At 61.1% G+C, this 21,582-nt stretch carries 24 protein-coding genes; 18 read left to right on the plus strand and 6 right to left on the minus strand.

Features of this window, described 5'->3' with window-relative positions; genetic code table 11:
- Nucleotides 1-47 precede the first annotated feature (47 nt).
- Together OXR60_RS18375 and OXR60_RS18380 are read left to right on the plus strand one after the other, a co-directional pair.
- A complete protein-coding gene (locus OXR60_RS18375) occupies nucleotides 48-245 on the plus strand; it encodes a hypothetical protein (RefSeq protein ID WP_267397439.1) in 198 nt (65 codons plus the stop codon).
- Nucleotides 238-606 (plus strand): hypothetical protein, encoded by a 369-nt coding sequence (locus OXR60_RS18380; RefSeq protein ID WP_267397440.1) that lies wholly within the window; start codon nucleotides 238-240, stop codon nucleotides 604-606. Before OXR60_RS18375 ends, OXR60_RS18380 begins: the two co-directional genes overlap by 8 nt.
- A gap of 57 nt (nucleotides 607-663) precedes the next feature.
- Here OXR60_RS18380 and OXR60_RS18385 read toward each other — a convergent pair whose 3' ends face one another.
- Nucleotides 664-906 (minus strand): hypothetical protein, encoded by a 243-nt coding sequence (locus tag OXR60_RS18385; RefSeq protein ID WP_267397441.1) that lies wholly within the window; start codon nucleotides 904-906, stop codon nucleotides 664-666.
- 152 nt (nucleotides 907-1,058) lie between these two features.
- Between OXR60_RS18385 and OXR60_RS18390 the strand changes: the two genes are divergently transcribed.
- The 12 genes from OXR60_RS18390 to OXR60_RS18445 all read left to right on the plus strand — a co-directional run bounded on the left by OXR60_RS18390 (nucleotide 1,059) and on the right by OXR60_RS18445 (nucleotide 11,033).
- Complete coding sequence (locus OXR60_RS18390) at nucleotides 1,059-1,271, plus strand: hypothetical protein (RefSeq protein ID WP_267397442.1); 213 nt, start codon at nucleotides 1,059-1,061, stop codon at nucleotides 1,269-1,271.
- 393 nt (nucleotides 1,272-1,664) lie between these two features.
- Nucleotides 1,665-3,098 (plus strand): methyl-accepting chemotaxis protein, encoded by a 1,434-nt coding sequence (locus OXR60_RS18395; protein WP_267397443.1) that lies wholly within the window; start codon nucleotides 1,665-1,667, stop codon nucleotides 3,096-3,098.
- A gap of 28 nt (nucleotides 3,099-3,126) precedes the next feature.
- The gene (locus OXR60_RS18400) at nucleotides 3,127-3,399 is read left to right on the plus strand and encodes an STAS domain-containing protein (RefSeq protein ID WP_267397444.1); all 273 of its coding nucleotides are present in this window, start codon (nucleotides 3,127-3,129) and stop codon (nucleotides 3,397-3,399) included.
- A 10-nt stretch (nucleotides 3,400-3,409) separates the two neighbouring features.
- Nucleotides 3,410-5,536 (plus strand): chemotaxis protein CheA, encoded by a 2,127-nt coding sequence (locus OXR60_RS18405; RefSeq protein ID WP_267397445.1) that lies wholly within the window; start codon nucleotides 3,410-3,412, stop codon nucleotides 5,534-5,536.
- Nucleotides 5,533-6,396 carry a protein-glutamate O-methyltransferase CheR gene (locus tag OXR60_RS18410; protein ID WP_267397446.1) on the plus strand — a complete coding sequence of 288 codons (864 nt, stop codon included), beginning with the start codon at nucleotides 5,533-5,535 and terminating at the stop codon, nucleotides 6,394-6,396. Before OXR60_RS18405 ends, OXR60_RS18410 begins: the two co-directional genes overlap by 4 nt.
- Nucleotides 6,393-7,406, plus strand: coding sequence for a chemotaxis response regulator protein-glutamate methylesterase (locus tag OXR60_RS18415; RefSeq protein WP_267397447.1), 1,014 nt, complete (start codon nucleotides 6,393-6,395; stop codon nucleotides 7,404-7,406). The genes OXR60_RS18410 and OXR60_RS18415 overlap by 4 nt, the downstream gene beginning before the upstream one ends.
- On the plus strand, nucleotides 7,403-7,954 hold the full coding sequence (locus OXR60_RS18420; protein WP_267397448.1) for a chemotaxis protein CheD: 552 nt from the start codon (nucleotides 7,403-7,405) through the stop codon (nucleotides 7,952-7,954). The genes OXR60_RS18415 and OXR60_RS18420 overlap by 4 nt, the downstream gene beginning before the upstream one ends.
- A 26-nt stretch (nucleotides 7,955-7,980) precedes the next feature.
- Entirely contained in the window at nucleotides 7,981-8,346 is a 366-nt protein-coding gene (locus OXR60_RS18425; protein WP_267397449.1) for a response regulator, read from the plus strand.
- A gap of 24 nt (nucleotides 8,347-8,370) precedes the next feature.
- Nucleotides 8,371-8,811 carry a chemotaxis protein CheW gene (locus OXR60_RS18430; protein ID WP_267397450.1) on the plus strand — a complete coding sequence of 147 codons (441 nt, stop codon included), beginning with the start codon at nucleotides 8,371-8,373 and terminating at the stop codon, nucleotides 8,809-8,811.
- A gap of 24 nt (nucleotides 8,812-8,835) precedes the next feature.
- Nucleotides 8,836-9,849 (plus strand): chemotaxis protein CheB, encoded by a 1,014-nt coding sequence (locus OXR60_RS18435; protein ID WP_267397451.1) that lies wholly within the window; start codon nucleotides 8,836-8,838, stop codon nucleotides 9,847-9,849.
- Between the two features lie 5 nt (nucleotides 9,850-9,854).
- On the plus strand, nucleotides 9,855-10,178 hold the full coding sequence (locus OXR60_RS18440; RefSeq protein WP_267397452.1) for a hypothetical protein: 324 nt from the start codon (nucleotides 9,855-9,857) through the stop codon (nucleotides 10,176-10,178).
- 678 nt (nucleotides 10,179-10,856) lie between these two features.
- A complete protein-coding gene (locus tag OXR60_RS18445; RefSeq protein ID WP_267397453.1) occupies nucleotides 10,857-11,033 on the plus strand; it encodes a hypothetical protein in 177 nt (58 codons plus the stop codon).
- A gap of 148 nt (nucleotides 11,034-11,181) precedes the next feature.
- Here OXR60_RS18445 and OXR60_RS18450 read toward each other — a convergent pair whose 3' ends face one another.
- On the minus strand, nucleotides 11,182-12,603 hold the full coding sequence (locus OXR60_RS18450) for a methyl-accepting chemotaxis protein (protein ID WP_267397454.1): 1,422 nt from the start codon (nucleotides 12,601-12,603) through the stop codon (nucleotides 11,182-11,184).
- Between the two features lie 318 nt (nucleotides 12,604-12,921).
- On the opposite strand from OXR60_RS18450, the gene OXR60_RS18455 reads away from it, so the two are divergent.
- Nucleotides 12,922-13,518, plus strand: a complete 597-nt coding sequence (locus tag OXR60_RS18455) for a recombinase family protein (protein WP_267397455.1) — start codon at nucleotides 12,922-12,924, stop codon at nucleotides 13,516-13,518.
- A 1,058-nt stretch (nucleotides 13,519-14,576) separates the two neighbouring features.
- Here the strand turns inward: OXR60_RS18455 and OXR60_RS18460 are convergent.
- Nucleotides 14,577-17,570, minus strand: a complete 2,994-nt coding sequence (locus OXR60_RS18460; RefSeq protein ID WP_267397456.1) for a TonB-dependent receptor — start codon at nucleotides 17,568-17,570, stop codon at nucleotides 14,577-14,579.
- Nucleotides 17,571-17,958: 388 nt separating this feature from the next.
- The gene (locus OXR60_RS18465) at nucleotides 17,959-18,720 is read right to left on the minus strand and encodes a CPBP family intramembrane glutamic endopeptidase (RefSeq protein ID WP_267397458.1); all 762 of its coding nucleotides are present in this window, start codon (nucleotides 18,718-18,720) and stop codon (nucleotides 17,959-17,961) included.
- A 110-nt stretch (nucleotides 18,721-18,830) separates the two neighbouring features.
- Between OXR60_RS18465 and OXR60_RS18470 the strand changes: the two genes are divergently transcribed.
- The 3 genes from OXR60_RS18470 to OXR60_RS18480 all read left to right on the plus strand — a co-directional run bounded on the left by OXR60_RS18470 (nucleotide 18,831) and on the right by OXR60_RS18480 (nucleotide 20,037).
- Entirely contained in the window at nucleotides 18,831-19,283 is a 453-nt protein-coding gene (locus OXR60_RS18470; protein ID WP_267397459.1) for a hypothetical protein, read from the plus strand.
- Entirely contained in the window at nucleotides 19,273-19,575 is a 303-nt protein-coding gene (locus OXR60_RS18475; RefSeq protein ID WP_267397460.1) for a transcriptional regulator, read from the plus strand. Before OXR60_RS18470 ends, OXR60_RS18475 begins: the two co-directional genes overlap by 11 nt.
- A gap of 243 nt (nucleotides 19,576-19,818) precedes the next feature.
- The gene (locus OXR60_RS18480) at nucleotides 19,819-20,037 is read left to right on the plus strand and encodes a hypothetical protein (protein WP_267397461.1); all 219 of its coding nucleotides are present in this window, start codon (nucleotides 19,819-19,821) and stop codon (nucleotides 20,035-20,037) included.
- Nucleotides 20,038-20,122: 85 nt separating this feature from the next.
- Here OXR60_RS18480 and OXR60_RS18485 read toward each other — a convergent pair whose 3' ends face one another.
- Together OXR60_RS18485 and OXR60_RS18490 are read right to left on the minus strand one after the other, a co-directional pair.
- Nucleotides 20,123-20,647 (minus strand): DUF1003 domain-containing protein, encoded by a 525-nt coding sequence (locus OXR60_RS18485; RefSeq protein WP_267397462.1) that lies wholly within the window; start codon nucleotides 20,645-20,647, stop codon nucleotides 20,123-20,125.
- Nucleotides 20,648-20,879: 232 nt separating this feature from the next.
- The gene (locus OXR60_RS18490; RefSeq protein ID WP_267397464.1) at nucleotides 20,880-21,299 is read right to left on the minus strand and encodes a hypothetical protein; all 420 of its coding nucleotides are present in this window, start codon (nucleotides 21,297-21,299) and stop codon (nucleotides 20,880-20,882) included.
- Nucleotides 21,300-21,582: the final 283 nt, after the last annotated feature.

Consider the following 21,582-nt stretch of genomic DNA (forward strand, 5'->3'; position numbering starts at 1 on the left):
GTAGCCGCGCGCTAGACGTCAGGTATTTGGAAGCATAGCCTGCCCACATGGACACGGTCGAACGCGCAGCAAGAGCCCTTGCGGAATGGGAGCTGGGACTTTCCGGCGATCAGGTCGACCAGCTGCGATATGGCACTGCACTGCCGGAGCGTCGGGCGTTGGTCGACCAGCTCTGGCGAGGGAAGGTCGAGCAAGCGGCGCATGTATTGCGTGCGATAAATTATCCGCAGTCGCCGGATGCGTAATCTGCTCCTGAATCTAAGCCAAGCGCTGAACGATCTCGCCGCATCTGTAGGCACGCCAACTCCGACGCCGGAACCTACCCCTCCCGGCAAACACCCTGGCGGCCGACCGAAAGGGGCCATCGGGAAGCGCTGGCGTGATTGCCTTCGAGCCGTGTGCGGTCCTGACGGCGCCAGGACTTTTGGGGTCAGCGACATCTCTCGAACATGTGGCAAGCCGATCACCAGATCAAAGATGCAGCGAGAGTTGGAAACGCTGATCCAGGCTGGGCATCTTGCAACCCGAACGGAAGGCAGCTTCCAGATTACAGAGCAAGGATTAGCGATGCTGTACGCCACCGAGTTGGCGGACGACAAGTACTGAGCATAAGTGCGGTCGATACGCCCAGAGCCCTCCAATAGCTACGAGGTCGGTCAGGTCTCAGCCTACCGCAAGATGACCGAGCTCCTCGGCAGTGATGCCGTACATCTCGCATATGTGCTGCCGTAGCGCATGTTTCGCTTCGGCCATTTCGTTGAATGCTGCTTCTTCGCTGGCTTCTGCCGACCAGTCGACGATATCGCGGCTGGGTACCAGGGCATTCCAGGCAAGGTTGTGTTTTTTAGCAGCGGCGCGGACTTGGTCCACCAAAGCCCTTGCTGTGAGTCGAATATCTACCATCATTACCTAACGCTGCGTAAGGCGAAGCCGTTCATCGAGGCGGCACAGGCATGCACGCTGACGGTCGCTGACTAGCTGGTGGGCTGAGCGCCTGGAACGCCACTGTTGGCACGTGCGGCTTGGCCCGGCAGAACGTCGCTACCTACGACCGGGCCATGCGGCTCTTTTTGCAGCCCGCGTACTGCGATCCAGGCGAACGCGGCGATGGCCAGAATGATGAGCAGGAACAGGCATTTGGCGACGCCGCCAGGTCTTTTATTGTGCCGGTCTACCATGACTCATCCCCGTCTGACGCGTCGACCTACGACCCCAAAGCTGAACAGTGCATGGTTAAATCACTGCGCCACCACGCTGGCGATCAAGACTGACCTTTCGACACCATCTTCCATGGCCGCTGAGCTGGGTGCGGAGGCTGCCGTTCATCCGGCTGCTCGCGGGCGATCCGGACCCTGGATGGAAGACCTTGCAGGCGTCGACCTGGACTCAACACAGCTGGCAATGCCACCCCACCGTTCGTCGCGCAAAGCCTACCGCTCAGCTAGCAGTGGCTCGGGTCAGCCACCTCTCTCCCGCCGCATCGCGGCTTCATAACCAACCAAACGACTTGAGCATAACCAACCATTACGGTTTTTGTCCCGATGCGAGCCTATTTAACGTGGCCTTAACTGCTGGCCAGTAGAGGTACCTATAGGAACTTAGGCTGCGCTGGCTCAGCAATCGGCGACGCCACCCTGCGCACTCCTTTAGCGAAGGTCGTCAAAATGATTGGTTGGTTTGAAAAGACGGCGCCTATCCGTACGAAATTCAAGGTTCTCCTTGTTATTCATACCGCTGTTGCGGCAGCCGCAGTAGTCACTACCTTCCTCGCCTCGGAAGCGACGCCAGCTGAACTCTACACCTATGTCTCGATCGCCGTTGGGCTCTTGATCCTAACGATAGCTACGGTTCTGGTCAGTGGCCATCTTATCAGTACGCCTTACGTCAACACTGTTGCCAGGATGGAAGCACTTGCCAGTGGCGATCTGGACAGCCCCATCCTGTATACTGCCTATCAAGACTGTGTAGGCCGGATGAACCGAGCGATGGAGGTGTTCAGGCGTAACGCGGAGATCATCAACGAGTCGAGCGCAACCCAACAGATGATCGTTACGGCGCTCGGGGAGGGGCTCAGTCGCCTCGCGAGCAGTGATCTTAGCTATCGCCTGGATCAAGACTTTCCTGTCGATTACGTCGCACTACGCTCTGATTTTAACCGGGCGATGGACGCGATGACGACCGCGATGACTGCGGTCAGCCAAGCAGCCAACGGCATTAACAATGGTGCCAGCGACATCCGGCATGCCTCGGACGATCTCTCGCAACGCACAGAGCAACAGGCTGCAAGCCTGGAAGAAACTGCAGCAGCAATGGACGAAATTACGTCCACTGTTCGCCAGACGGCAGCAGGGGCAACCCGTGCCAACGCGGTAGTTGGCGAAGCCAGGATCGAAGCGGAGCAGTCGGACGAGGTTGTTCGTCGCGCCGTCGACGCAATGGCGGGGATTGAACGCTCCTCGTCAGAAATCTCCGAGATCATTTCGGTGATCGACGGCATTGCTTTTCAGACTAATCTGCTCGCGCTTAATGCCGGGGTCGAGGCGGCCCGAGCTGGCGATGCTGGCAAGGGCTTTGCTGTTGTTGCCTCTGAAGTACGCGCACTCGCTCAGCGATCGGCTGAGGCCGCCAAGGACGTCAAGACGCGTATCCTCGCCTCGTCGCAGCAGGTCGGTACCGGCGTTGAACTGGTGAGCGAGACCGGCAAGGCGCTGCAGCGAATCGTCGGTCGTTTTGGCGAGATCAGCACGCTGGTTGCCCAGATCGCCACCGCGGCCGAACAGCAAGCCAATGGTCTGCAGCAGATCAACACCGCAGTTTCCGAGATGGACGGCGTTACGCAGCAGAATGCCGCGATGGTCGAGGAGGCTACTGCGGCGGCTCGCAGCCTGTCGACTGAAGCCGATCAGCTGGCTCGACAGGTTGCTCAGTTCAATCTGGGTTCGGGAGCAAGCATGGCGCCTGCGGCCAAGTCCGGCGCTGTAGTGCACCGACTGCAAGAACGCGCTGCCGAGGCTGGCCGTCAGATTGCTCGGGGTGCCCGGCGTAGCGGGGGCAGCACGGCCGCTGCGCTCGCTGATGATGATTGGTCCGAGTTCTAATCTGGCGACGATTGGCGGAGGATCGGACATGAAGGCGCATCAGCTTGCCGCAAGCCTCGATACAGCGGCCGCGGAACCATTACGTGCTGCATTGCTAGGGCGGATTGAAAGCCGCCAGCCGCTGCTGCTTGATGGTGCCGAGGTAATGAGGGTGGGCATGGCATGCCTGCAAGTGCTGGCGAGCGCGCGTGCCTCCGCCATCGCGGACAGGCTAAGCTATGACATCGGAAACGCCAGCATGCCCTTACGCGAAATGGCCACTCTAGCTGGTTTTGCAGCCGTGCTCGAGCCGGTAACCTGAAGGAAGCCTCATGGACCTCGACCAGATCCAGCAGATCTTCTTCCAGGAGTGCGAGGAAGGCCTCACGGCGATGGAAACCAATTTCGGCATCGTTCGGCAGGGTGCCGCCGATTCCGAGACGATCAACACCATCTTTCGTGCGGTTCATTCGATCAAGGGCGGCGCCGGCGCCTTCGGGCATGAGCGGCTGCAAGCCTTCACCCACGATTACGAGACGCTGCTCGACCTAATCCGCAACGGCACGCTGACGCTGACGCCCGAGCTGCTAGGCACTATCGTCGCCGCGTTCGATCTGCTCGCCGACCATGTCGCCGCGGCGCGCGATGGCAGTGCGGCGCCGGCCGATGGCGCGATGCTGGCGCGGCTGGTGGCGGCGGCGCAGCCGGGTGCCCCCGTGATCGCCGTGAACGATCCGGTCGGGGCGGCGCCTGCCACCCCAGCGGCAACGGGCGATGACGGCTTCGACGATCTGTTCGCGATGTTCGATACCGGCGGCGACGACACTGGGGACGATGGCACCGCGCCGGCATGGCGGGTGATCTTCCGCCCGGGTGCGAGCGCGCTCGATCATGGCGGCGAACCACTGCTGCTGCTGCGCGAGCTGGCGTTGCTCGGCGGCGCCGTGATCGAGGCGGATTGCTCGGCGCTGCCGCTGCTCGGCGACCTTGATCCCGACCAGCCTTATGTCGGCTGGACGCTGTCGGTGCCCGGCAGCGTCGCCGAGGACGATATCCGCGGCGTCTTCGACTTCACCGATGGCGCGCTGCTGGTGGTGGCGCGCGAGGGGGCGGAGACGCCGGTCGCCGACGCGGCGATGCTCGTCGATCTGTCGCCCGAGCCCGAGCATGCGCCGGTCGCGCCGCCGGTCACCGTGATCCCCGAGGTGTTGCCGCCCGCCGCGCCGGTCGCGGTGCGCGACATGCCGGCGCCGTCCGCGCCCGTTGCTGTCGCGCAGACCATCCGCGTCGATCTCGACAAGCTCGATCGGCTGGTCAACCTGGTCGGCGAGCTGGTGATCACCCAGGCGATGCTCGCGCAGCGCTTGTCCGAGCAATCGATGGCGGGAATCGCCGAGCTGACCGACCTCGAGCACCTCACCCGCGAGCTGCAGGAGTCGACCATGGCGATCCGTGCGCAGCCGATGAAGACGGTGTTCAGCCGCGTGCCGCGGATCATCCGCGAGCTCGAGACCGAGACCGGCAAGCGCGTCCGCCTCGATGTCGAGGGCGAGATGACCGAGGTCGACAAGACGGTGGTGGAGCGGATCGGCGAGCCGCTGACCCACCTCATCCGCAACGCCGTCGACCATGGCCTGGAGACGCCCGACGAGCGGGTCGCGATCGGCAAGCCCGCCGAGGGCGTCGTCCGCCTCTCCGCGGCGCATCACTCGGGGCGGATCGTCATCACCGTGGCCGACGACGGCCGCGGCATCGATCGCGCGCGGGTGCGCGCCAAGGCGGTGGAGCGCGGCATCATCGCCGCCGATGCGATCCTCACCGACGAGGAGATCGACAACCTCATCTTCGCGCCCGGCTTCTCGACCGCGGCGGCGGTGACCAATGTCTCGGGCCGCGGCGTCGGCATGGATGTGGTGCGCAAGAACGTCCAGGCACTGGGCGGGCGGATCGGCATCCAGTCGGCGCTCGGGGCCGGCTCGTCCTTCTCGCTCAGCCTGCCGCTGACGCTCGCGGTGCTGGACGGCATGATCGTCACCGTCGGCGACCAGACCTTCGTGATCCCGCTCGGCCATATCGTCGAGAGCCTCCGGCCGAGCCTCGGCGGGGTCAAGGTGATCGGGCCCAACGCGTCGCTGCTCGACGTGCGCGGCGAATATGTCCCCGTTCACCGCGTCGCCGAGCAGCTCGGCATCGCCGGCGCGCAGACCGACCCGACCCGGGCGGTGCTGATCGTGGTCGAATCCGACTCCGGCCAGGCGGTGCTGATGGTCGACAGCATCCAGGACCAGCGCCAGGTGGTGGTGAAGAGTCTGGAGGCCAATTACCAGGCGATCCCCGGGCTTGCCGGCGCCACCATCCTCGGCGACGGCCGCGTCGCGCTGATCCTTGACGTCGATGCGCTGACATCGCGGTGGCGTCACGACCCAAAAGCGGCCACGCCGCTGAGCCTTGCGGCATGAGCCCCACCAGCCTCAAAGCTGCCGCGCGGCCAATGGAATTCGTCTTCACGCCCGAAGACCACAAGGCGATTTCCTCCTTCGTCTACGCCGAGGCGGGGATATTGATGCCCGCTGGCAAAGCGCAGCTAGTCTACGGTCGGTTGGCGCCCCGGGTACGCGAAAACAAACTGACCAGTTTCGCTGATTATATCGCGTTGATCGAGGATGATCAGGAAGAGCGAACGCTAGCGGTTGACGCGCTGACTACTAATCACACCAGCTTTTTCCGTGAGTCGCATCACTTTGATCACTTTATCGCTGAGGTTTGGCCAGCCCTCGAGCAGCGGCTGCTCGGTCGCGGCCGAGTGCGGATCTGGTCGGCAGCCTGCTCGAGCGGCGAGGAGCCTTACTCATTGCTGATGGCGATGTTCGGCACCGACCGTGGTGCTGCGCAACGGTTTGCCCGTACTGACCTACGCATCCTCGCCACGGATCTCTCGACTGAAATCCTGGCTGCGGCCAAGGCAGCGCGCTATTCGCAGGAAACTGCGCAGAGCATTCCGGCTGCGCTGCGCAGCCTTTGGGTGAAGCGTGATGACCGCGGTGCGGAGGTGCACCCGCTGATCCGCGAACGGGTGGCCTTCCGACGCCTCAATCTGCTCGAAGGCTGGCCGATGAGCCACCCCTTCGATGCGATCTTCTGCCGCAACGTGATGATCTACTTCGATGAACCAACCAAGGAACGGTTGCAGACCCGCCTCGCCGATCAGCTCGCAGTAGGTGGAATGCTATATATTGGCCATTCAGAGCGGTTGGCCGCGAGCATTGCCTCGCGCTTCGAGTGTGTCGGGCGGACGTCGTTTCGCAAGGTAGCCGCATGACCGTGCGCACGCTTGTAGTCGACGACTCGCCGTCGATGCGCGCGATGGTGAGCCATGTGCTTAGCCAGGATGCCGAGATCGAGGTGGTAGGCACTGCGGATGGCCCGCACAGCGCTCGCGAGATGATCAAGGCGCTCAATCCGGATGTAATAACTCTCGATGTAGAGATGCCGGGGATGAACGGGCTCGATTTCCTCGACAAGATCATGCGGCTGCGACCGATGCCGGTGGTGATGCTATCGACGATTACCGGCCGCGGGGCCGAGGCGACGATCCGCGCGCTTGAGCTAGGCGCATTCGATTGTTGCCAGAAGCCAGGCTCAACGTTCACCGCGGCTACTGCTGAAAAATTGTCTCACATGGTCAAGGCGGCAGCGCTGAGCCGGAGTCGCGCGCGGACGCTGGCGCCGTCGCGCGGTCCGGCCGACTATACCCCGCGCGCCGATGCGCTGATCGCGATCGGTTCATCGACTGGCGGCGTCGAGACGCTGATCGAGCTGCTGGCGGGCTTCCCCGTCAACTGCCCGCCGACGGTGATCGTCCAGCACATGCCCGCACCCTACGTGCCGACCCTTGCGGCGCGGCTCGACCGGCTGTCGGCACCCACGGTGAGCGAAGCCTATTCGGGCGCGCCGCTGAAAGCCGGCCAGGTCTATATCGCGCCAGGCGGCACCCACCATCTCGAGGTCACCGGCGGCACGCTGCGTCGCTGCCGGCTGATCGCAGACGAGAAGATGAGCGGGCATCGTCCCTCGGTCGACCGTCTATTTCATTCGGTCGCCAGGTCCATCGGCGCGCCCGCGGTTGGCGCCATCCTCACTGGCATGGGCGCCGATGGCGCCGCGGGCCTGCTAGCAATGCGTGAGACCGGCGCGATGACGATCGGCCAGGATGAGGACAGCTGCATCGTTTATGGCATGCCGCAGGCAGCGCACCAGATCGGCGCCGTCACCGTCCAGCTATCGCTGCCGCGGATCGCACCGCGGCTGCTCCAGGAGTGCCGGGCATGAACGCCGCGGGCACGGGCGGCTTGCGCCGGATCAACATAATTCAAGGCGAAACGCGGGTCTCCGACGATCCGAGCGTCGTGCTGACAACGCTTCTCGGTAGCTGCATTGCTGCCTGTCTGTATGATCCCGTCGAGAAAGTTGGCGGCATCAACCATTTCCTGCTCGCCGAGCCAGGCAGCCGCGACACCGATCCAGAGTCGCTACGCCGCTACGGCGTCTATGCGATGGAGGTGCTGATCAACGCCATGCTGGCGATGGGGGCAACGCGTTCCAGCCTCAAGGCGCGCATCTATGGCGGCGCTGCCTTACGCGATGGCTTCCGTGACATTGGGGCCGCCAACGCGCAGTTCGCCCGCCGCTTTCTAAGAGACGAGCGCATCGCTCTGGTCGGCGAGGATGTCGGCGGTTGCGGTGCACGGCGCGTTGAATTTCGCCCAACTGTCGGGCTCGCCCGCTGCCGTGTCGCCATCGACCGGCCGCCTGAGCCCCGTACGGCACCCGCTCCCATCGCTCTGAGCGTGAGCAGCGGCGAGGTTGAGTTCTTCTGATGACCATGCTGACCCGAGGAGTTGCTGTGCCGACCACGATCATGACCGTTGATGACTCACCCAGCATGCGCATGCTGCTGCGTGTCGCGCTCACCGACATGGGCTATGAGGTCACCGAGGCCGAGGATGGTCAACAGGCGCTCGATCGGCTGGGCGGCGCTCTGCCCGATCTGTTGATCACCGACATCAACATGCCAAACCTCGACGGGTTCGGGCTGATCGAGCGGCTGCGGGCCAACCCTGACAATCGCTCGTTACCGATCCTGGTGCTGACCACCGAGAGTTCCGACGAGAAGAAGCAGCGCGCGCGTGCCGCAGGAGCCACCGGCTGGATCGTCAAGCCGTTCCACCCCGACAAGCTTGCGGCGGCGATCCGCCGCGTCCTCCACTGATCCGCCGTCCACAAGGATAAACGCATGCCCCGCCAGCTCATTACCTTTCAGATCGGCGACCAGATCCTTGGCGTCGACATCATGGCGATCCGTGAAATCCGTGCATGGTCGCCCGCAACGCCGTTGCCCAACGTACCCGCGCACGTCCGCGGCGTCGTCAATCTGCGCGGCGTGGTGCTGCCGGTATTGGATCTCAGTCACCGCTTGGGCTGGGGATCGACCGATCCATCAGCACGCCACGTAATTATCGTCGTGCGCGTTGGAGATCAGCTTCAGGGACTCATTGTCGACGCAGTCAATGACATCGTCACCGTGCCCGACAACGGCATGCAGCCGCTGCCCGACATCGGCGAGACAGCTGCCGCGAACTTCCTGGAGGGTCTTGCCACTATCGATCAGCGCCTGATCCTGGTGCTCGCCCTTGATCGTTTGGTCGATGCTTCCCTTCCCGTTGAAGCCGCCTGATTTTGCTGAACCAAGGATTCTAAGATGGTTGCTCCTACCAAGGTTCTCGTAGTCGACGATTCGCTGACGATGCGCGCGCTGTTGTCCGGTGCGCTCGAGCGGATCCCCAATGTCGTGGTGGTCGGCTCAGCCGACGGCGCCGACGAGGCACGCGCGATGACCGAACAGCTCCGCCCCGAGGTGATCACGCTGGATGTCGAGATGCCCGGGATGAGCGGTCTCGAATACCTCGCCGAAGTGATGGCCAAGCGACCGATGCCGGTGATCATGTTCTCCACCCGCACCGAGGCAGGCGCCGAAGCCTCGGTAGAGGCGCTGCGCCTAGGCGCGATCGATTGCTTTCCCAAGCCGAAGGTTGCGGTCGCCGCCGAGTTCGACAAGATCCTCGCCAAGCTCGGCAAGCGGATCAAGGCCGCCAAGGGCATGGTGGTGCACGCGGTCAGCGAAGTTAAACCGGCGGGAGCGGCCGCAGAGCTCGATTGGAACGGGCGCCTGCTTGCGGTCGGCGGCGAGGCATCGAGCACCCAGGCGATGTTCGCGCTATTCGCGCAATTTCCCGCCAACTGCCCGCCGACGGTGGTGGTGCAGCATCTCGGCCCCGGCTTGGCCGAGACGCTGATCGCCAAGCTCGGCGAGCAGGTCGCCCCAAAGGTCGTGCTCGCCGCCGACGGCATGGAGCTCGAGCAGGGCACGATCTATCTCGCGCCGCCGGGCTACAGCCATGTGGTGGTCGACGGCTGGCCGAACGGCCGGCTCAAGATGCTTAGCCGCGATCCCGTGGCGGGCGAGCGGCCGTCGATCTCGATCCTGTTCGCCTCGGTCGCCAAGGCGGCTGGCGGCGAAGCGGTGGGCGTGCTGCTCGGCGCCGACGGCGAGGATGGCGATGCCGGAATTAAGGCGCTGCAGGCGGCCGGCGGCTACGGCTTGGTGCCCGCCGAAACGCGTGCGGACGGCTTCGTGCTCGGCCGCCGCATGGTCTCGCAGCCGGTGCCGAGCGACCAGCTCGGCCGCAGCATTCTCAAGTTGTGTAGCCGATGACTTATATGGCACCAGATGCCGTCGCGACAGCATCGCTGGCTGATCACGCCATGGCTATGGCACTCGCCGATGAACTTGTCGCCATCACAGCTAAGCTGGCGGACATGGCCTATGAGCTTGGCGCAGATCCCGCCACCCTTCGCCGTCACATGCATACCTTACAACAGGTAGACGAGATTACCCAGGTTCAGCTGATCATTGCCGATCTGCTCCGGACCGAGGACCTAGGAGGTTGCCATCTATCCCGGGTCGGGATCAGCGACTTAGCTCAGCGCCTACAGTGCAGTTACGAACATTATAGCCGTGCAGTGCAGATTGCCAAATCTTGAAGGCCATTATTTATCAATATATATATCGAGGAATACGTGGCTAACAGTGTAGTATCTTCGGCTCCCCGCCACCTGAGCGATGGCGATAATGGCATCAACGTCTGGAACGAGCTCGTGTGTCACCATAAGGTGCTTCTCGATAATCTGGACGCTCTTCGAGATCTGTGTTGCTCAATCGAACCCTCACAAGATGCGATTGCCTCGTTACGTTGGAAGATTGCGCAAGCCAGTCGCCATCGTATGGGCTTTCTCAATGATACTGTTTTCCCGGCAGGGGGCAGAGCTGATAGCGATGAGGCTAGGGCAAAGGTGAATGCGCTCCGGACAATCACTCCATGCTACCAACGCGAAATATCGGCATACGTCTCAAGATGGCCCACTGACCGCATCATAGCGGAATGGAGTGACTACTGTATCGCTGCCGCATTGTTGCAAGCCAAGGCGAGAAAAAGGGTCGCCGCCGAGATCGCGGTCTTGCAGCCCGTCCTTCTAAGCAGTTACCGTTAACATCATATCGCAGCCGGAAAGCCTAAGCGTCAGATCAGCCACCTACCCCAATAGCGTCTACCTTTTAAATCGCAGTCAGGCAGCGCAACACCACCTTCATATTCGAGGTTCGCGCAACTGCTGAGATATGGTTCTCCGATATCATGGCGATGGAGATCACAAAAAGTGAAGATGGGTAACACATCGGCAGGAGCCGCTGCTACACTGGCGGAGCACGAGGATCAGCAAACTGCTATTTTCCGCACGTGGATCGAGATGGAAAAATATTTGCTCGAGGGAAGCTACGATAAAGCCTATGAGTGTTGCGAGGCGGCAAAGCTAATCTGCCAGCTCGATCGCCATGCCTAGACGTATCAACGTTATGTGAGCGGATCGCCGGACTGGGCAACGGCAAGGCCGCAGGTCGTTGGGGATTGCAGCTCACTAATAGACGCACCGACCTGCAAGATGGGCCATCCACATCATCTGCTCACGTTGATTAGGCACAACCCAATCCTCAAGCCGCGACGCAGGTGGCAAAATCTGCAGCGCTCGCCTGGAGATCAGCAAGGGTATGCTCGAGGGCGATCACACCCGTCCCGACACTAGCAATGTCGCTTGCAACGCGTTTCGTGTCTTCACGTATCACTGCAATGCTGCCCGCCATGGCATCAGCGGCGAGAGCCGTTTCATCCACCGCGGCAGTGATCGCGACGACCTTCTCGCCTTGGGCCTCCATGGCACTACGGATGTGATCGGCTGATCGTTGAACCTCGGCAACGATCGCCCTGATGCCAACATTCATCTCGACAGTAGATTGTGTTGCGGCCTGTATGGCGGCAATCTTCGCCGCAATTTCGTCCGTTGCCCGAGCGGTTTGTCCTGCCAGTCCCTTTACCTCCTGCGCGACGACAGCAAAGCCACGGCCGGCGTCGCCAGCCCGGGCTGCCTCGATGGTTGCGTTAAGGGCGAGCAAATTGGTCTGGCCCGCTATGTTACGGATAAGGGAGAGGATGGACTCGATCGACTTGGCATGTTCGCTGAGCGCCTGCGACATCATAACGGCGTTGCCAGCTTCGATAGAAGCTCGACCGGCAACCTCAGCGCTGCTCTCCACTTCCACCCGAGCATCATTAATGGCTAGGATTAGCCCTGCAGATGTTCGGGCTGCGTTGCGCATCGCGCTAGCCGATTGCTCCGCAGCGACCGCGACCTCAGCGGCCTGATCAAGCATGCTGTGTGCTGACGTGGAACTACTCTCCGTCTGGCTCCGCAACACCAGGGCACTTGCGTTTGCCTCCTCCATGATTCGGGAAAGGCCGTTGTTGAATTGGCGAGCAAGCTCATCTCGCCGGGAGCGCGCATCTTCCTCCATGCACCGGGTATAGAGGCTGGCGTAGACGTCGCACTCCAACGAGCGCAGACGGAAACAAACCTCATTGATATGTTTGCGCTCCTCCTTGGAGCAATCATAAAGCCGAGTGAGAATTTCCTGAACCTGCAGCGCTGCTGCGCTGCCCATGGCGAACATCGCGGTGAGCGTCACCCCGGCTTCGAACGCGAGGCGCACTCGCTTTTCCGCTCGCCTCACCCATTGTCCACTGACCGGATCCAGGAGCCGATCATGCAGGTCGGCGATGATGATCTGAGCCGCCTTGCCCCAATCAGCAGACTTTACGGCCAGATTGTCCGGGACTGTCCCGTTCCAGTGCTTGATTTGAGTATCGGCAACCTCGGAGATCTCCGGCTGCAGGATCGACCACATCGCTCGCGCACGCATGAAATCGTCAGCGGAGAACTCAAATGTCTTAAGCCGGCTGGCGATGTCTAGCGGCTGGTTCGGTCGGCTAGTAGCGTCCGCTTCCACTGTTCCGATCATGCAGATCCCCTTGGTGTGAGCTGCGTCGCAGATTGCCGTGATTATCTGGTTAATTGCCATTGAGGAGCGATGGCTTGATCTGCGGTGTAGTTACCGCCAATTTTCGCGAAGCCGCCTATAAGTATGTAGGCAGGCACGCCGGTACGAAGATGGGCGCAGTGCGCTCGAGCGGTCGGCACTGCTCAGCAACTAGGAATTGTCGATTTTGGCCACCACCCGGCTGGGTGAGCAGCGACGCAGCATGTCCGCAAGGGGATCGGCCAACGGACGGTTGCTGGCCGACCTGTCGAGCAACGGCAAACCGCAATAAAACCAGTCTCACATAGCTAGTACGGTATCTTTTGCGTTGAAGGGGCCTTCTACGTTACAGGTCGGACTATGACTAACACGCTGATCGGCTATGCCCGCTGCTCGACCGATCGACAGGACCTCGCCGCCCAGCACGACGCGCTGCGCAAGCTCGGTGTGGCGGTTGATCGCATCTATACTGACAAGGGCTTTACCGGGACGAACCGGGATCGCCCCGGTCTCGACCAGGCGTTGGCAGCAGTCCGGAGCGGCGACACGCTGGTAGTGCCTAAGCTAGACCGGCTTGCACGCTCCGTGCCTGACGCGCGTGCGATCTGTGACAGCCTTACTGCACGTGGTGTGAAGCTGCAGATCGGCGCCAGCGTCCACGATCCCGCTGATCCGATGGGTAAGCTGTTCTTCAACATCCTTGCTACCTTTGCCGAGTTCGAGGCGGACCTCATCAAGCTCCGAACCCGAGAGGGAATGGCGGTCGCCCGCGCCAAGGGGAAGCTGCGAGGCAAGAAGCCTAAGCTGTCCGACCGCCAGCAAAAGGAGCTTCGGCGTATGTACGACACGGGCAACTACTCGATTAGTGATCTTGCCGAGCTGTTCTCGATTTCCCGCCCCACTGTGTATCGCACCTTAGGGCGACAGGCGCCGACACTCATATCTACACCGGCATGACCTTCAAGGCGTTGCTGTGGTTTTGGCAGCACGGCATTGTCAGCTACCGTCGCGCTGTACTATAACGGTAATACGCCATATTATGGCCTGGGTCAGCATCCAGGAGTCAAGTTGCCGCCCCGGGCAGCCGCTATTCGATATGTAAGTGCAAGAGGCTAGGATGTATAGCGTCATTGAAAGTCCAGTAGAGGAGAGTAAGTCTCAGCCTTGGCGTGTCCTGGTTATAGACACGGATCCAGTCGCACGGACAGGGCTGGTATCTACTCTAAACGACTATGGATTTCATACTACGGCGAAGGTCAATGTCAGTGCCGCCTCACCAGCTGACCTTGAGCACGATATCATTGTTATAAGTTGGAGCTTGGATACGGACCTGGTATCGTCTGTGATTGATTTGTCATCGCTTCCTCACCGTCCTGGGTTGGTTGTACTAGCCAATAATGCATATGAAGCCGACCGAATTATAGGTTTGGAGCTAGGCGCAGACGACTTCATTGACCGACCATGCAGTCATCGAGAAATCGTGGCACGTATGCGCGCTGTACTACGGCGTCGCTCTACCGTGCACCAGTCATGCCAGAACAGTGCCATTCACGCGCTGCCGGACCCTGGCAACAGTAACAAGGGGTACTACAAGTTCTCGGGGTGGACCCTGGACCGTAAGCGCTGGCTACTTAAGGCGCCCAGTGGAGATCAGGTTATGCTTACAGCGGCAGAATACATGATGCTGAACTTGCTCCTGCAAAACCCCGGCGTCCCCCTTAGCCGCCAGGCCCTTCTGGAGAATACGGGCCGCGCGGGAAGCACTAGCTCGCGCATTGTCGACACAAACATGGCGCGTCTCCGGCGCAAGCTTGAAGCGCTTGATACTAAGCCAATTATCCAGACAGTTCGCGGAAGGGGTTACGCAGTCGAGCTCGGAGTTTCATACCACGCCTGAGAAATCCAGTGGTAGATTGCTTGCAGACCTACTGAAGGTGCGCTGGCAATGCTCAGAACGGAACAACAAAAAGGCGGCCGTTAGGCCGCCTTTCCGTTAATCAATAAGCTTGCGTGGCCTAGAAGTTGAACTTGGCTCCGGCGAGGAAACGACGGCCGTAAATACCCTCGCCAGCCTGAACCGGATTATAGAGGTAGGCGCCGTAAGTAACCGGATCGAGGCCTGGCAGGCGATCGAACAGGTTGAGTGCATTAACGTAGAAGGTCAGGCCATCGCCTACCTTTACCGAGGCATTGAGATCGAAGGTGATGTAGCTCTTCACACGGCAGCCCGTGTAGGCAGGTTGCGGCGCCAGACCGCAGTCACGATACTCGTTACCCTGGTCTTCAGCCGACAGGTCGTAGCCCGAGGTGTAGTTCACGGTGCCGGTCAGCGCATACGGCCCCGTGGCAAAGGTATTTTGCCAGTTACCATGCCAGCGGAAGGTGCCCGTGCCTGCCGTCAAATTATAGTTGCCGAGCGTGTCGACGTAGGTCTCCTTGTGACCGTCTGGGAAGGTCGTGCTGAGCTCTAGCTGAAGCGTCGCATCCAGGTTGCTCGTCCAGGAAACTTCGCCGAACTTGAAGCGGGCGTTTGCACCGAAATCAATGCCCTCCGATTTCAGGGTGTTAGCATTGACTAGTGCGGAGGAGACATAGAGCACGCGCGGTGTGGCGTTAGGGAATGCGGCGTCCGGTGCGTCAGGAGTGATTTGGAACCCGGTGGGAATGGCTTGTCCGGAGTAGTAGGCCGCCAGTGCGTCGCCTGAAGTAAGCGACGTGATGGCATTGGTCTTCTTGATGTTAAAGTAGTCTACGGTGAACGTCACGTTCCGGATCGGCTCCAGGACGACACCCGCCGTGAAGCTGCGTGATTTCTCTGGCTTCAGATTTGGCGACGCAAGCGTCGTTGCACCGTAGCTGCCCGAACGAATATAGGTCGGGCAGCTGCTGAACGTCGCAACAGTACAGCCGTATTGCGCCAGATAGGTGTCATTGAACAGCTGAGCCGAGTTGGTAACATAGCCGGTGGTTGGCAGCGCGTTGGCCTCGGCGAAGCTCGGGATGCGGAAGCCACGCGACCAAGTACCACGAACTGTCAGCTGGTGGATTGGCGTGAACTTAGCGCCCAGCTTCGGCGAGAAGTTGCTCTGACCTGTCGAATAGTGGTCATAGCGGCCCGAAGCGTTGAGCGTCAGCTGATCCACGATTGGCGCGTTGAGCTCGCCAAAGGCCGACGAGACGGTGCGATGCCCGTTGGTGCCAAAGGCGTTGATCCGGAAGTAGCGCTGTGTCGGGCCGTTAATGTCCGAATTGGCGCTCGGTGAATCAACGCCTTCGTAGTAGACCGAGCCACCAAAACCGAGTTCCAGGTCGCCGCCCGGCAGGCGCATCAGCGACTTCGAAACGCTAGCCTGGATCTGGTAGAGATCGGAACTCGCGTCGGTGATGTTCTCTGGCGTCAGATAGTTCAATGTCGCCTGGCTCGTCGCCGACGGATTGAGGAAGTTGTAGCTGCCGTCGGCGATCACATCGAGCAGGTGCTGGATGTAGACATAGCCGTTTTGAGTACGACGCAGATCGGTATGCATCGCGGTGGCGTCAACGCGGTAGTCCCAGTCACCGAACACGGTGCCATGGATGCCCACGGCAGCGCGATAAACGCGGCTACGCGTCTCATTGCTTTCTACCGACGTCGGCAGCAGGCCGACGATCTGCGCGGTCTGGCCAAGCGCGGCATACGGATTGTTCGGGTTCAGCGTGCCATTAGCAGCGGTGCAATTGACCCGTGCGGCGCAAACATAGACCGGCAGAGTGAGCGCGCCTGAGCCGGCTGCATAAGATGCGGCACCCGACCGGCTCGAGTAAGGCTGGAAGTAAATGCCCGCGGGAGCGTTCGCGTAGATCTGCGTTGGCGTACCCGTGTAGCTGCTGCGGCTCTGCTGGAAATTGAATTCCGCGTAAGCTTCGGAGGCTTCACCGATTTTGGCGGTGAACTTTGCGGATCCGCCGAAGCGCTCAAGCTCCGGTGCAACGGTGCCGTATTGCGCGACCGTATCTTGCGAACAGATCGTCGATGGCAGCACACCCGCTGCCGTGCCACCCGTCGCGATCGGATTACCGTTGACGCAGGCGCCGTTGAGCAACGAGAACTGGGTCGAGCCCGTGGGCCGTGCATAGATATTAGCACCGGCGTTTGTCGCACCCCAGGTGCCGGCATTTACCGTATCGTCCGGACCGCCAATTGCCGTTTTATTCGACGAATTGAACGGAGCACGCAGGTCCGAATTTCGAACCTCGCCACTGTGGTAGTAGAAGCCGCTGATGTAGGCGTTGTAGCCTTTCTCATCGAGGTCGCCGGTACCTGCGGTCAGGGTCAAGCGCTGGCTGGGAGCAGTGCCATCCTGCGAGATACCTGCTTCTGCGCGACCGGACACGCCGTTGAAGCTTCGTTTGGTGATAACGTTGACCACACCTGCGATTGCGTCGGCGCCATAGCTCGACGACGCACCGTCACGAAGCACTTCGATCCGATCGACGATGTCGTCCGGAATGGTGTTGAGATCGACGAAGTTGCGGGTCGCATCGTCTGCCAGAGGATAATAGGCGGCACGAAGACCGTCGAAGAGCACCAGCGTCGAGCTGCTCGACAGGCCGCGCAACGAAACGGCCGATGCACCGCCTGCGAACGCGCCATTGGCGGTGAAGGAGTTGGTCAGCGCGGCTCCGTTGTTGGACGAAAGCTGCTGGATTGCGGACTGAACGGTGGTGATGCCGCGCTGGTCCAAATTCTCAGCGGAAAGCGTCGTCACTGGCGACGGGGTAATCGCCTGCTTAAACAGAGATCCCGTGACCACGATGTCCTGGCCGCCCGAAGAGTCGGCAGTTGGTAGCTGTTGACCAGCATCAGCCTGAGCTTCCGCATTCTGCGCTGCTGCAGGAAGGTTGTCCTGGGCCGTTGGAGCAGTGGGGGTCGTGCTGGTCTGCGCCATGGCACTGCCGCCCACAAATGCGAACGGCGTTGCGGCGGCGAGTAGGATCGCCTTACGGGTAAAACGCTTGATACTGGTCATAATCTTTCCCTGCTACCAAGGTCGAGCCGCGTCATCGCGGTCGCGCCCAGAAGCTCCCCCCGCGCTGCAAGAGCAGCCTTCAAGAGCATAGCCGCGAATTATCGTATCAATTCCCACTGTAAAGGACGTGCTTGCGAACGCCTCCGGTTTGTACCGACGTGTAGCTCAAATGACACATTCATTTGCATGAGACCGATGGGGCGCAACGTCGCTACCCCAAAGTCGGAGCATCCGACATCAAGAGACTATTTCGAGCCTTGTGGCGGAACGGCAGGGGTGTCTCGGCAAACTAGCATGTGAGCCCAATGTCGCGAAACTCGCACATTTACGACAAAAGGTCGCGGTGCGAAGCAGCCGGAAGGCTGGCACAACACCAGCGCTGCCGTTTTCACACCGCCAGTAAAGCCCATCGCGGCGGCCTGCGCGCGATGATCCAGTCGGCGATTGCCGGCCGTATAAAGAAGGCCAGCACGTCGATCACCGCATGCGCGACCATGACCCGCAGTAACGATCCATGGTGGAGGTAGTAGAACGTCAGCAATGCACCGGCGGCCATGGTGGCGAGAATGCCCTTCCAGCCATAGTGCGCATACGCCAGCCCGAAGCACAGCATCGACACGGCCAGTGACGTCGCCAACGAGCCGGTGAGATGGAAGACGAGCAGCGGCAGCGCGAGGCGGAAGAACAGTTCTTCGCTCAACCCAGCGTTGAGGCTCAGCAGCAGGGCAAGTACGGCTTCGCGTCGGTTGCGTGGGATAAGCGCTGCATCTGCGCCGGGTCGGGGAGAGAGCGCCGCCTTAAGACGGCTCCACTGGATGGCGACCGACACTGCAATCCCGGCCGAGAGGCCCGCGGCCATGGGCAGCCAATGGTCGCCGGACGGATGGCCTCGAGACTGTAACACGCGGTTCGCGGGTACGAATACGTGAGGAAAGGCGCTGAAAGGTGAGAGTGCGTCTACCAGCCAGAGGCTGACCATGCTTGCGCCCACCAGAACGGCGAAGCTCTCGACAAGCCATCGACGGTAGAAATGCTGCCGGTCGATCGTGCCGGACAGGGCCTCGAACTGGGCATAGGCCGCGACATCGCGCCGCACCCACCATGTACCGCCCGCGGCCATTACGGCCGTCCACCCCCACAACAGCACCATGTCACTTCTCCAGCTTATGTTTCCATATAGGAAAGTGACGATTGCTTTCCATGTAGTCAAGTCGTAAGTTGCCAATCCGGAAAGCGTACGGTGGCGTTGGGAAATTGGATATGGACGAACAGGAGGCAGCGCGGTCACTAGACATGATGCGGGCGACGCGCGGCGTGTTGGCCGCGCGGACTAGGTGGTCGCTTGCTCGGCATGCCGCAGTCGGAGTGCTGTTAGGCGGTCTGATCGCAGGCTATGCACTTCCCGGCTCCTGGCCGGTGGTAATAGTCGTGGTTTGTCTGGCCGCCGCTGTTGCGATCGTCGCGCGGGACCGTTCGCGCGACGGATTTTTCGTCAACGGCTATCGGCCAGGGCGCACACGGCAAATTACGTTCGTGCTCGTGGCGATCGCGTTTGCTGGGCTGGTGAGCGCGATTGCCCTGAAGGAGCGATACGGCCTGGATTGGGCGCCGGTGGCGATCGGGATCGTACTGGCCATCGTTGCCACGATCGTGAGCGTCTTTTGGGAGCGCGTGTACCGGCAGGAACTGGAGGAACTAGGTCGTGAGCGTTGAACGGCTTGATTCGCTGATCCATCCGCCGGCTCGGCTTCAGCTCATGGCACTGCTGGCGGATGTCAGCGAGATGGAGTTCGCGACCGCGAGAGAGATTTTGGGCGTGAGCGACTCCGTTTTGTCCAAGCACCTCGCTCAGCTCGGCGATGGCGGGTACGTCCAGCTACGCAAGGCGACGATCAACACCCGCCAGAGGACCTGGATCGTCGCGACGGCAGCAGGACGATCCGCCTTCAAGGGTCACGTCGCCGCGCTCCAGGCACTTGCATCGGGAAGAGCGCCTCTCGCATGAGGCAAGTGGATTCATAGTTCGGCAATCATTTCCAAGAGACCAACTGCCGCCTGTCCTCTCTAATCGCTCGGTCATCAGCCACCACAGTGTCGCGAAAGCCGGGACAAATGCGACGTCCGAAACTTAGGATATTCGCGACCGGCACACGAAACACGTCCTGAGCGACAAGTTACTATCGTATCGCGATCCTTGAACCTTCTTCGGCCACTTGCGAAGACTCGGTCTTACCGCGAAAGCGACGCGATGGACGATACTCAGCATCTTCTTTCTCTGGTCCACGGTGTCGGATTCGAGGTTGTAGCATCGGAAGATGGATCGCGCCTCGACTGTCCCTTTTGTGACGACCGCATCGATCTCTGCACTGCATGGCTGGCGGGGTTCAGCACTGGCAGGCTTACGCGCACCCGCAGCAATCCGGCCCATGATAATACGAATGCAGGCAATGCCAACATTGTGGGATGACTACTAACGCCCGACCAGTTCCTCATTGGCACGGTTATGGGTGCGGGCTTTGATGGTCGTGGTTAGTCGCACCCAAATAACCTGTTTATTCATCGGTAAAGCTGCGCCGTTGATCAGCAACGTCGTCGAGCATCCCTAGCGTACTGTCATGGTCTGATGGTTGCGCCATTTCCGCGGCTTCATGATCGACCCGCGAGGGCAACATCGGATTATCACGACGTTGCTCCTCCAGCAGTTGGATGACTTTGGCAATTTTGCGCTCGCTCAGCATCGCAATGTGGAGAGTAAGCTGAGCGCGACTCTCGGCCAGCTCCTCCTCATGGCGCTGAGTGGTCAGGATCAGCAACGCCACCAGTAGCGCCCCAATCGTAGCGATGAAGCCAAGGTCCGGGAACGGGAACTCTTCCAGCGCCGTGGAGCCTGTTGCTCGGGCAATGTAATTGCCAATGATCCAAGCGGTAGCAATGCCGAAGATAACAACGAGGGCCATCGGCTTGCCGAGCGCCGAGGTCACCCGGTTGGCTAAGCGCTGCACCCGCGTTGTCCGCTGATCGTGTCGATCATACAGCTTCGCGAGCTGGTCAACGGTGGCTTCTTCATGATCAGCCATGAGGTTTCACCGTGGCGCTAAGTCGGGCTTGTGTGCCGGAGTGCTGAGGCCAGACGAGCTTTGCAGCGGTCCCGCCGACCCTCGCGCTGGTGGTGATCGGTTGAACAAGCTCCAGATGACGATCACGGCCAGCCCGAGGCTTACTGCCGTGATAAGCGCCAGCAGCAAGGTGCTGATGGGGCGCGGGCTCACCTTCGCAGGACCCACCGGAGCTCGCCCGCGTCCCCTCGCCTCACGCCTGGTCCGTCCCGTGGGTCGGCTGTGCCGGCGCCGCTTCAGCATGCGCCGCGCCCTTCCCTGCCTCAAGCGCATCGGCAGCTACCTGCTTGACGCTCGCGATCAACTCGCCGCTCTTGAGCGCCGCGACGGCTTCGCCGATCGGCTTGTCGGGCGACAACCCCTCACGGTCGGCACTCTCGCGTGCCGTGTCGAGCGCTTGATTAACCACTCGCCCGCCCTTGTCGGCAAGGTCCTGCGCGGCGTCGCGCCCGCTCGCCCGCAGCTTGTTCGCGGTAGAGCCGAACGCACGCTCTTCACTCTCAAAGGTTGGGATAAGCGATCCGGCGATAAGGCCGACCACTGCGGCGAGACCACCGAGCGCGAGTGGGTTCGAGAACAACGACGTGACGCTCGTGCTGGTACGCTGGGCCATGGTGTGGCTTCCTTGTTGAAGAGATTGAGCGCTACGCGCTGCCTGTTTGCGGGCACCGGTAAGAACAGAGCGCACGCCCGCCTGGGCGTCGTGGGACGCCTCGCGAACGCTCTGCCGAGCATGTGCCAAGGCCTCCGCAATTCGCTTTCGATAAGACGTGGCGGTATCGTCCTGTTGGCGGTGAATACCCAGGACCTGACCACGCGCTACGTCCAAGCGTTCGGTGAAGAGTTCCTCGGGCTCGCCATCGAGGCGCTGAACCCGGCTTTCGGCGAACGAAATG

The sequence above is a fragment of the Sphingomonas sp. GC_Shp_5 genome (assembly GCF_026540855.1).
Lineage (GTDB): Bacteria > Pseudomonadota > Alphaproteobacteria > Sphingomonadales > Sphingomonadaceae > Sphingomonas.

What these genes read in the sequence shown, in the direction of transcription:
- OXR60_RS18395 (WP_267397443.1), top strand. Translation starts at nt 1,665, where the DNA reads ATGATTGGTTGGTTTGAAAAGACGGCGCCTATCCGTACGAAATTCAAG.
- OXR60_RS18405 (WP_267397445.1), top strand. Translation starts at nt 3,410, where the DNA reads ATGGACCTCGACCAGATCCAGCAGATCTTCTTCCAGGAGTGCGAGGAA.
- OXR60_RS18440 (WP_267397452.1), top strand. Translation starts at nt 9,855, where the DNA reads ATGGCACCAGATGCCGTCGCGACAGCATCGCTGGCTGATCACGCCATG.
- OXR60_RS18460 (WP_267397456.1), bottom strand. Translation starts at nt 17,570, where the DNA reads ATGACCAGTATCAAGCGTTTTACCCGTAAGGCGATCCTACTCGCCGCC.
- OXR60_RS18375 (WP_267397439.1), top strand. Translation starts at nt 48, where the DNA reads ATGGACACGGTCGAACGCGCAGCAAGAGCCCTTGCGGAATGGGAGCTG.
- OXR60_RS18445 (WP_267397453.1), top strand. Translation starts at nt 10,857, where the DNA reads ATGGGTAACACATCGGCAGGAGCCGCTGCTACACTGGCGGAGCACGAG.
- OXR60_RS18455 (WP_267397455.1), top strand. Translation starts at nt 12,922, where the DNA reads ATGACTAACACGCTGATCGGCTATGCCCGCTGCTCGACCGATCGACAG.
- OXR60_RS18470 (WP_267397459.1), top strand. Translation starts at nt 18,831, where the DNA reads ATGGACGAACAGGAGGCAGCGCGGTCACTAGACATGATGCGGGCGACG.
- OXR60_RS18415 (WP_267397447.1), top strand. Translation starts at nt 6,393, where the DNA reads ATGACCGTGCGCACGCTTGTAGTCGACGACTCGCCGTCGATGCGCGCG.
- OXR60_RS18480 (WP_267397461.1), top strand. Translation starts at nt 19,819, where the DNA reads ATGGACGATACTCAGCATCTTCTTTCTCTGGTCCACGGTGTCGGATTC.
- OXR60_RS18380 (WP_267397440.1), top strand. Translation starts at nt 238, where the DNA reads ATGCGTAATCTGCTCCTGAATCTAAGCCAAGCGCTGAACGATCTCGCC.
- OXR60_RS18435 (WP_267397451.1), top strand. Translation starts at nt 8,836, where the DNA reads ATGGTTGCTCCTACCAAGGTTCTCGTAGTCGACGATTCGCTGACGATG.
- OXR60_RS18485 (WP_267397462.1), bottom strand. Translation starts at nt 20,647, where the DNA reads ATGGCTGATCATGAAGAAGCCACCGTTGACCAGCTCGCGAAGCTGTAT.
- OXR60_RS18390 (WP_267397442.1), top strand. Translation starts at nt 1,059, where the DNA reads ATGCGGCTCTTTTTGCAGCCCGCGTACTGCGATCCAGGCGAACGCGGC.
- OXR60_RS18385 (WP_267397441.1), bottom strand. Translation starts at nt 906, where the DNA reads ATGATGGTAGATATTCGACTCACAGCAAGGGCTTTGGTGGACCAAGTC.
- OXR60_RS18410 (WP_267397446.1), top strand. Translation starts at nt 5,533, where the DNA reads ATGAGCCCCACCAGCCTCAAAGCTGCCGCGCGGCCAATGGAATTCGTC.
- OXR60_RS18430 (WP_267397450.1), top strand. Translation starts at nt 8,371, where the DNA reads ATGCCCCGCCAGCTCATTACCTTTCAGATCGGCGACCAGATCCTTGGC.
- OXR60_RS18465 (WP_267397458.1), bottom strand. Translation starts at nt 18,720, where the DNA reads ATGGTGCTGTTGTGGGGGTGGACGGCCGTAATGGCCGCGGGCGGTACA.
- OXR60_RS18420 (WP_267397448.1), top strand. Translation starts at nt 7,403, where the DNA reads ATGAACGCCGCGGGCACGGGCGGCTTGCGCCGGATCAACATAATTCAA.
- OXR60_RS18450 (WP_267397454.1), bottom strand. Translation starts at nt 12,603, where the DNA reads ATGGCAATTAACCAGATAATCACGGCAATCTGCGACGCAGCTCACACC.
- OXR60_RS18400 (WP_267397444.1), top strand. Translation starts at nt 3,127, where the DNA reads ATGAAGGCGCATCAGCTTGCCGCAAGCCTCGATACAGCGGCCGCGGAA.
- OXR60_RS18490 (WP_267397464.1), bottom strand. Translation starts at nt 21,299, where the DNA reads ATGGCCCAGCGTACCAGCACGAGCGTCACGTCGTTGTTCTCGAACCCA.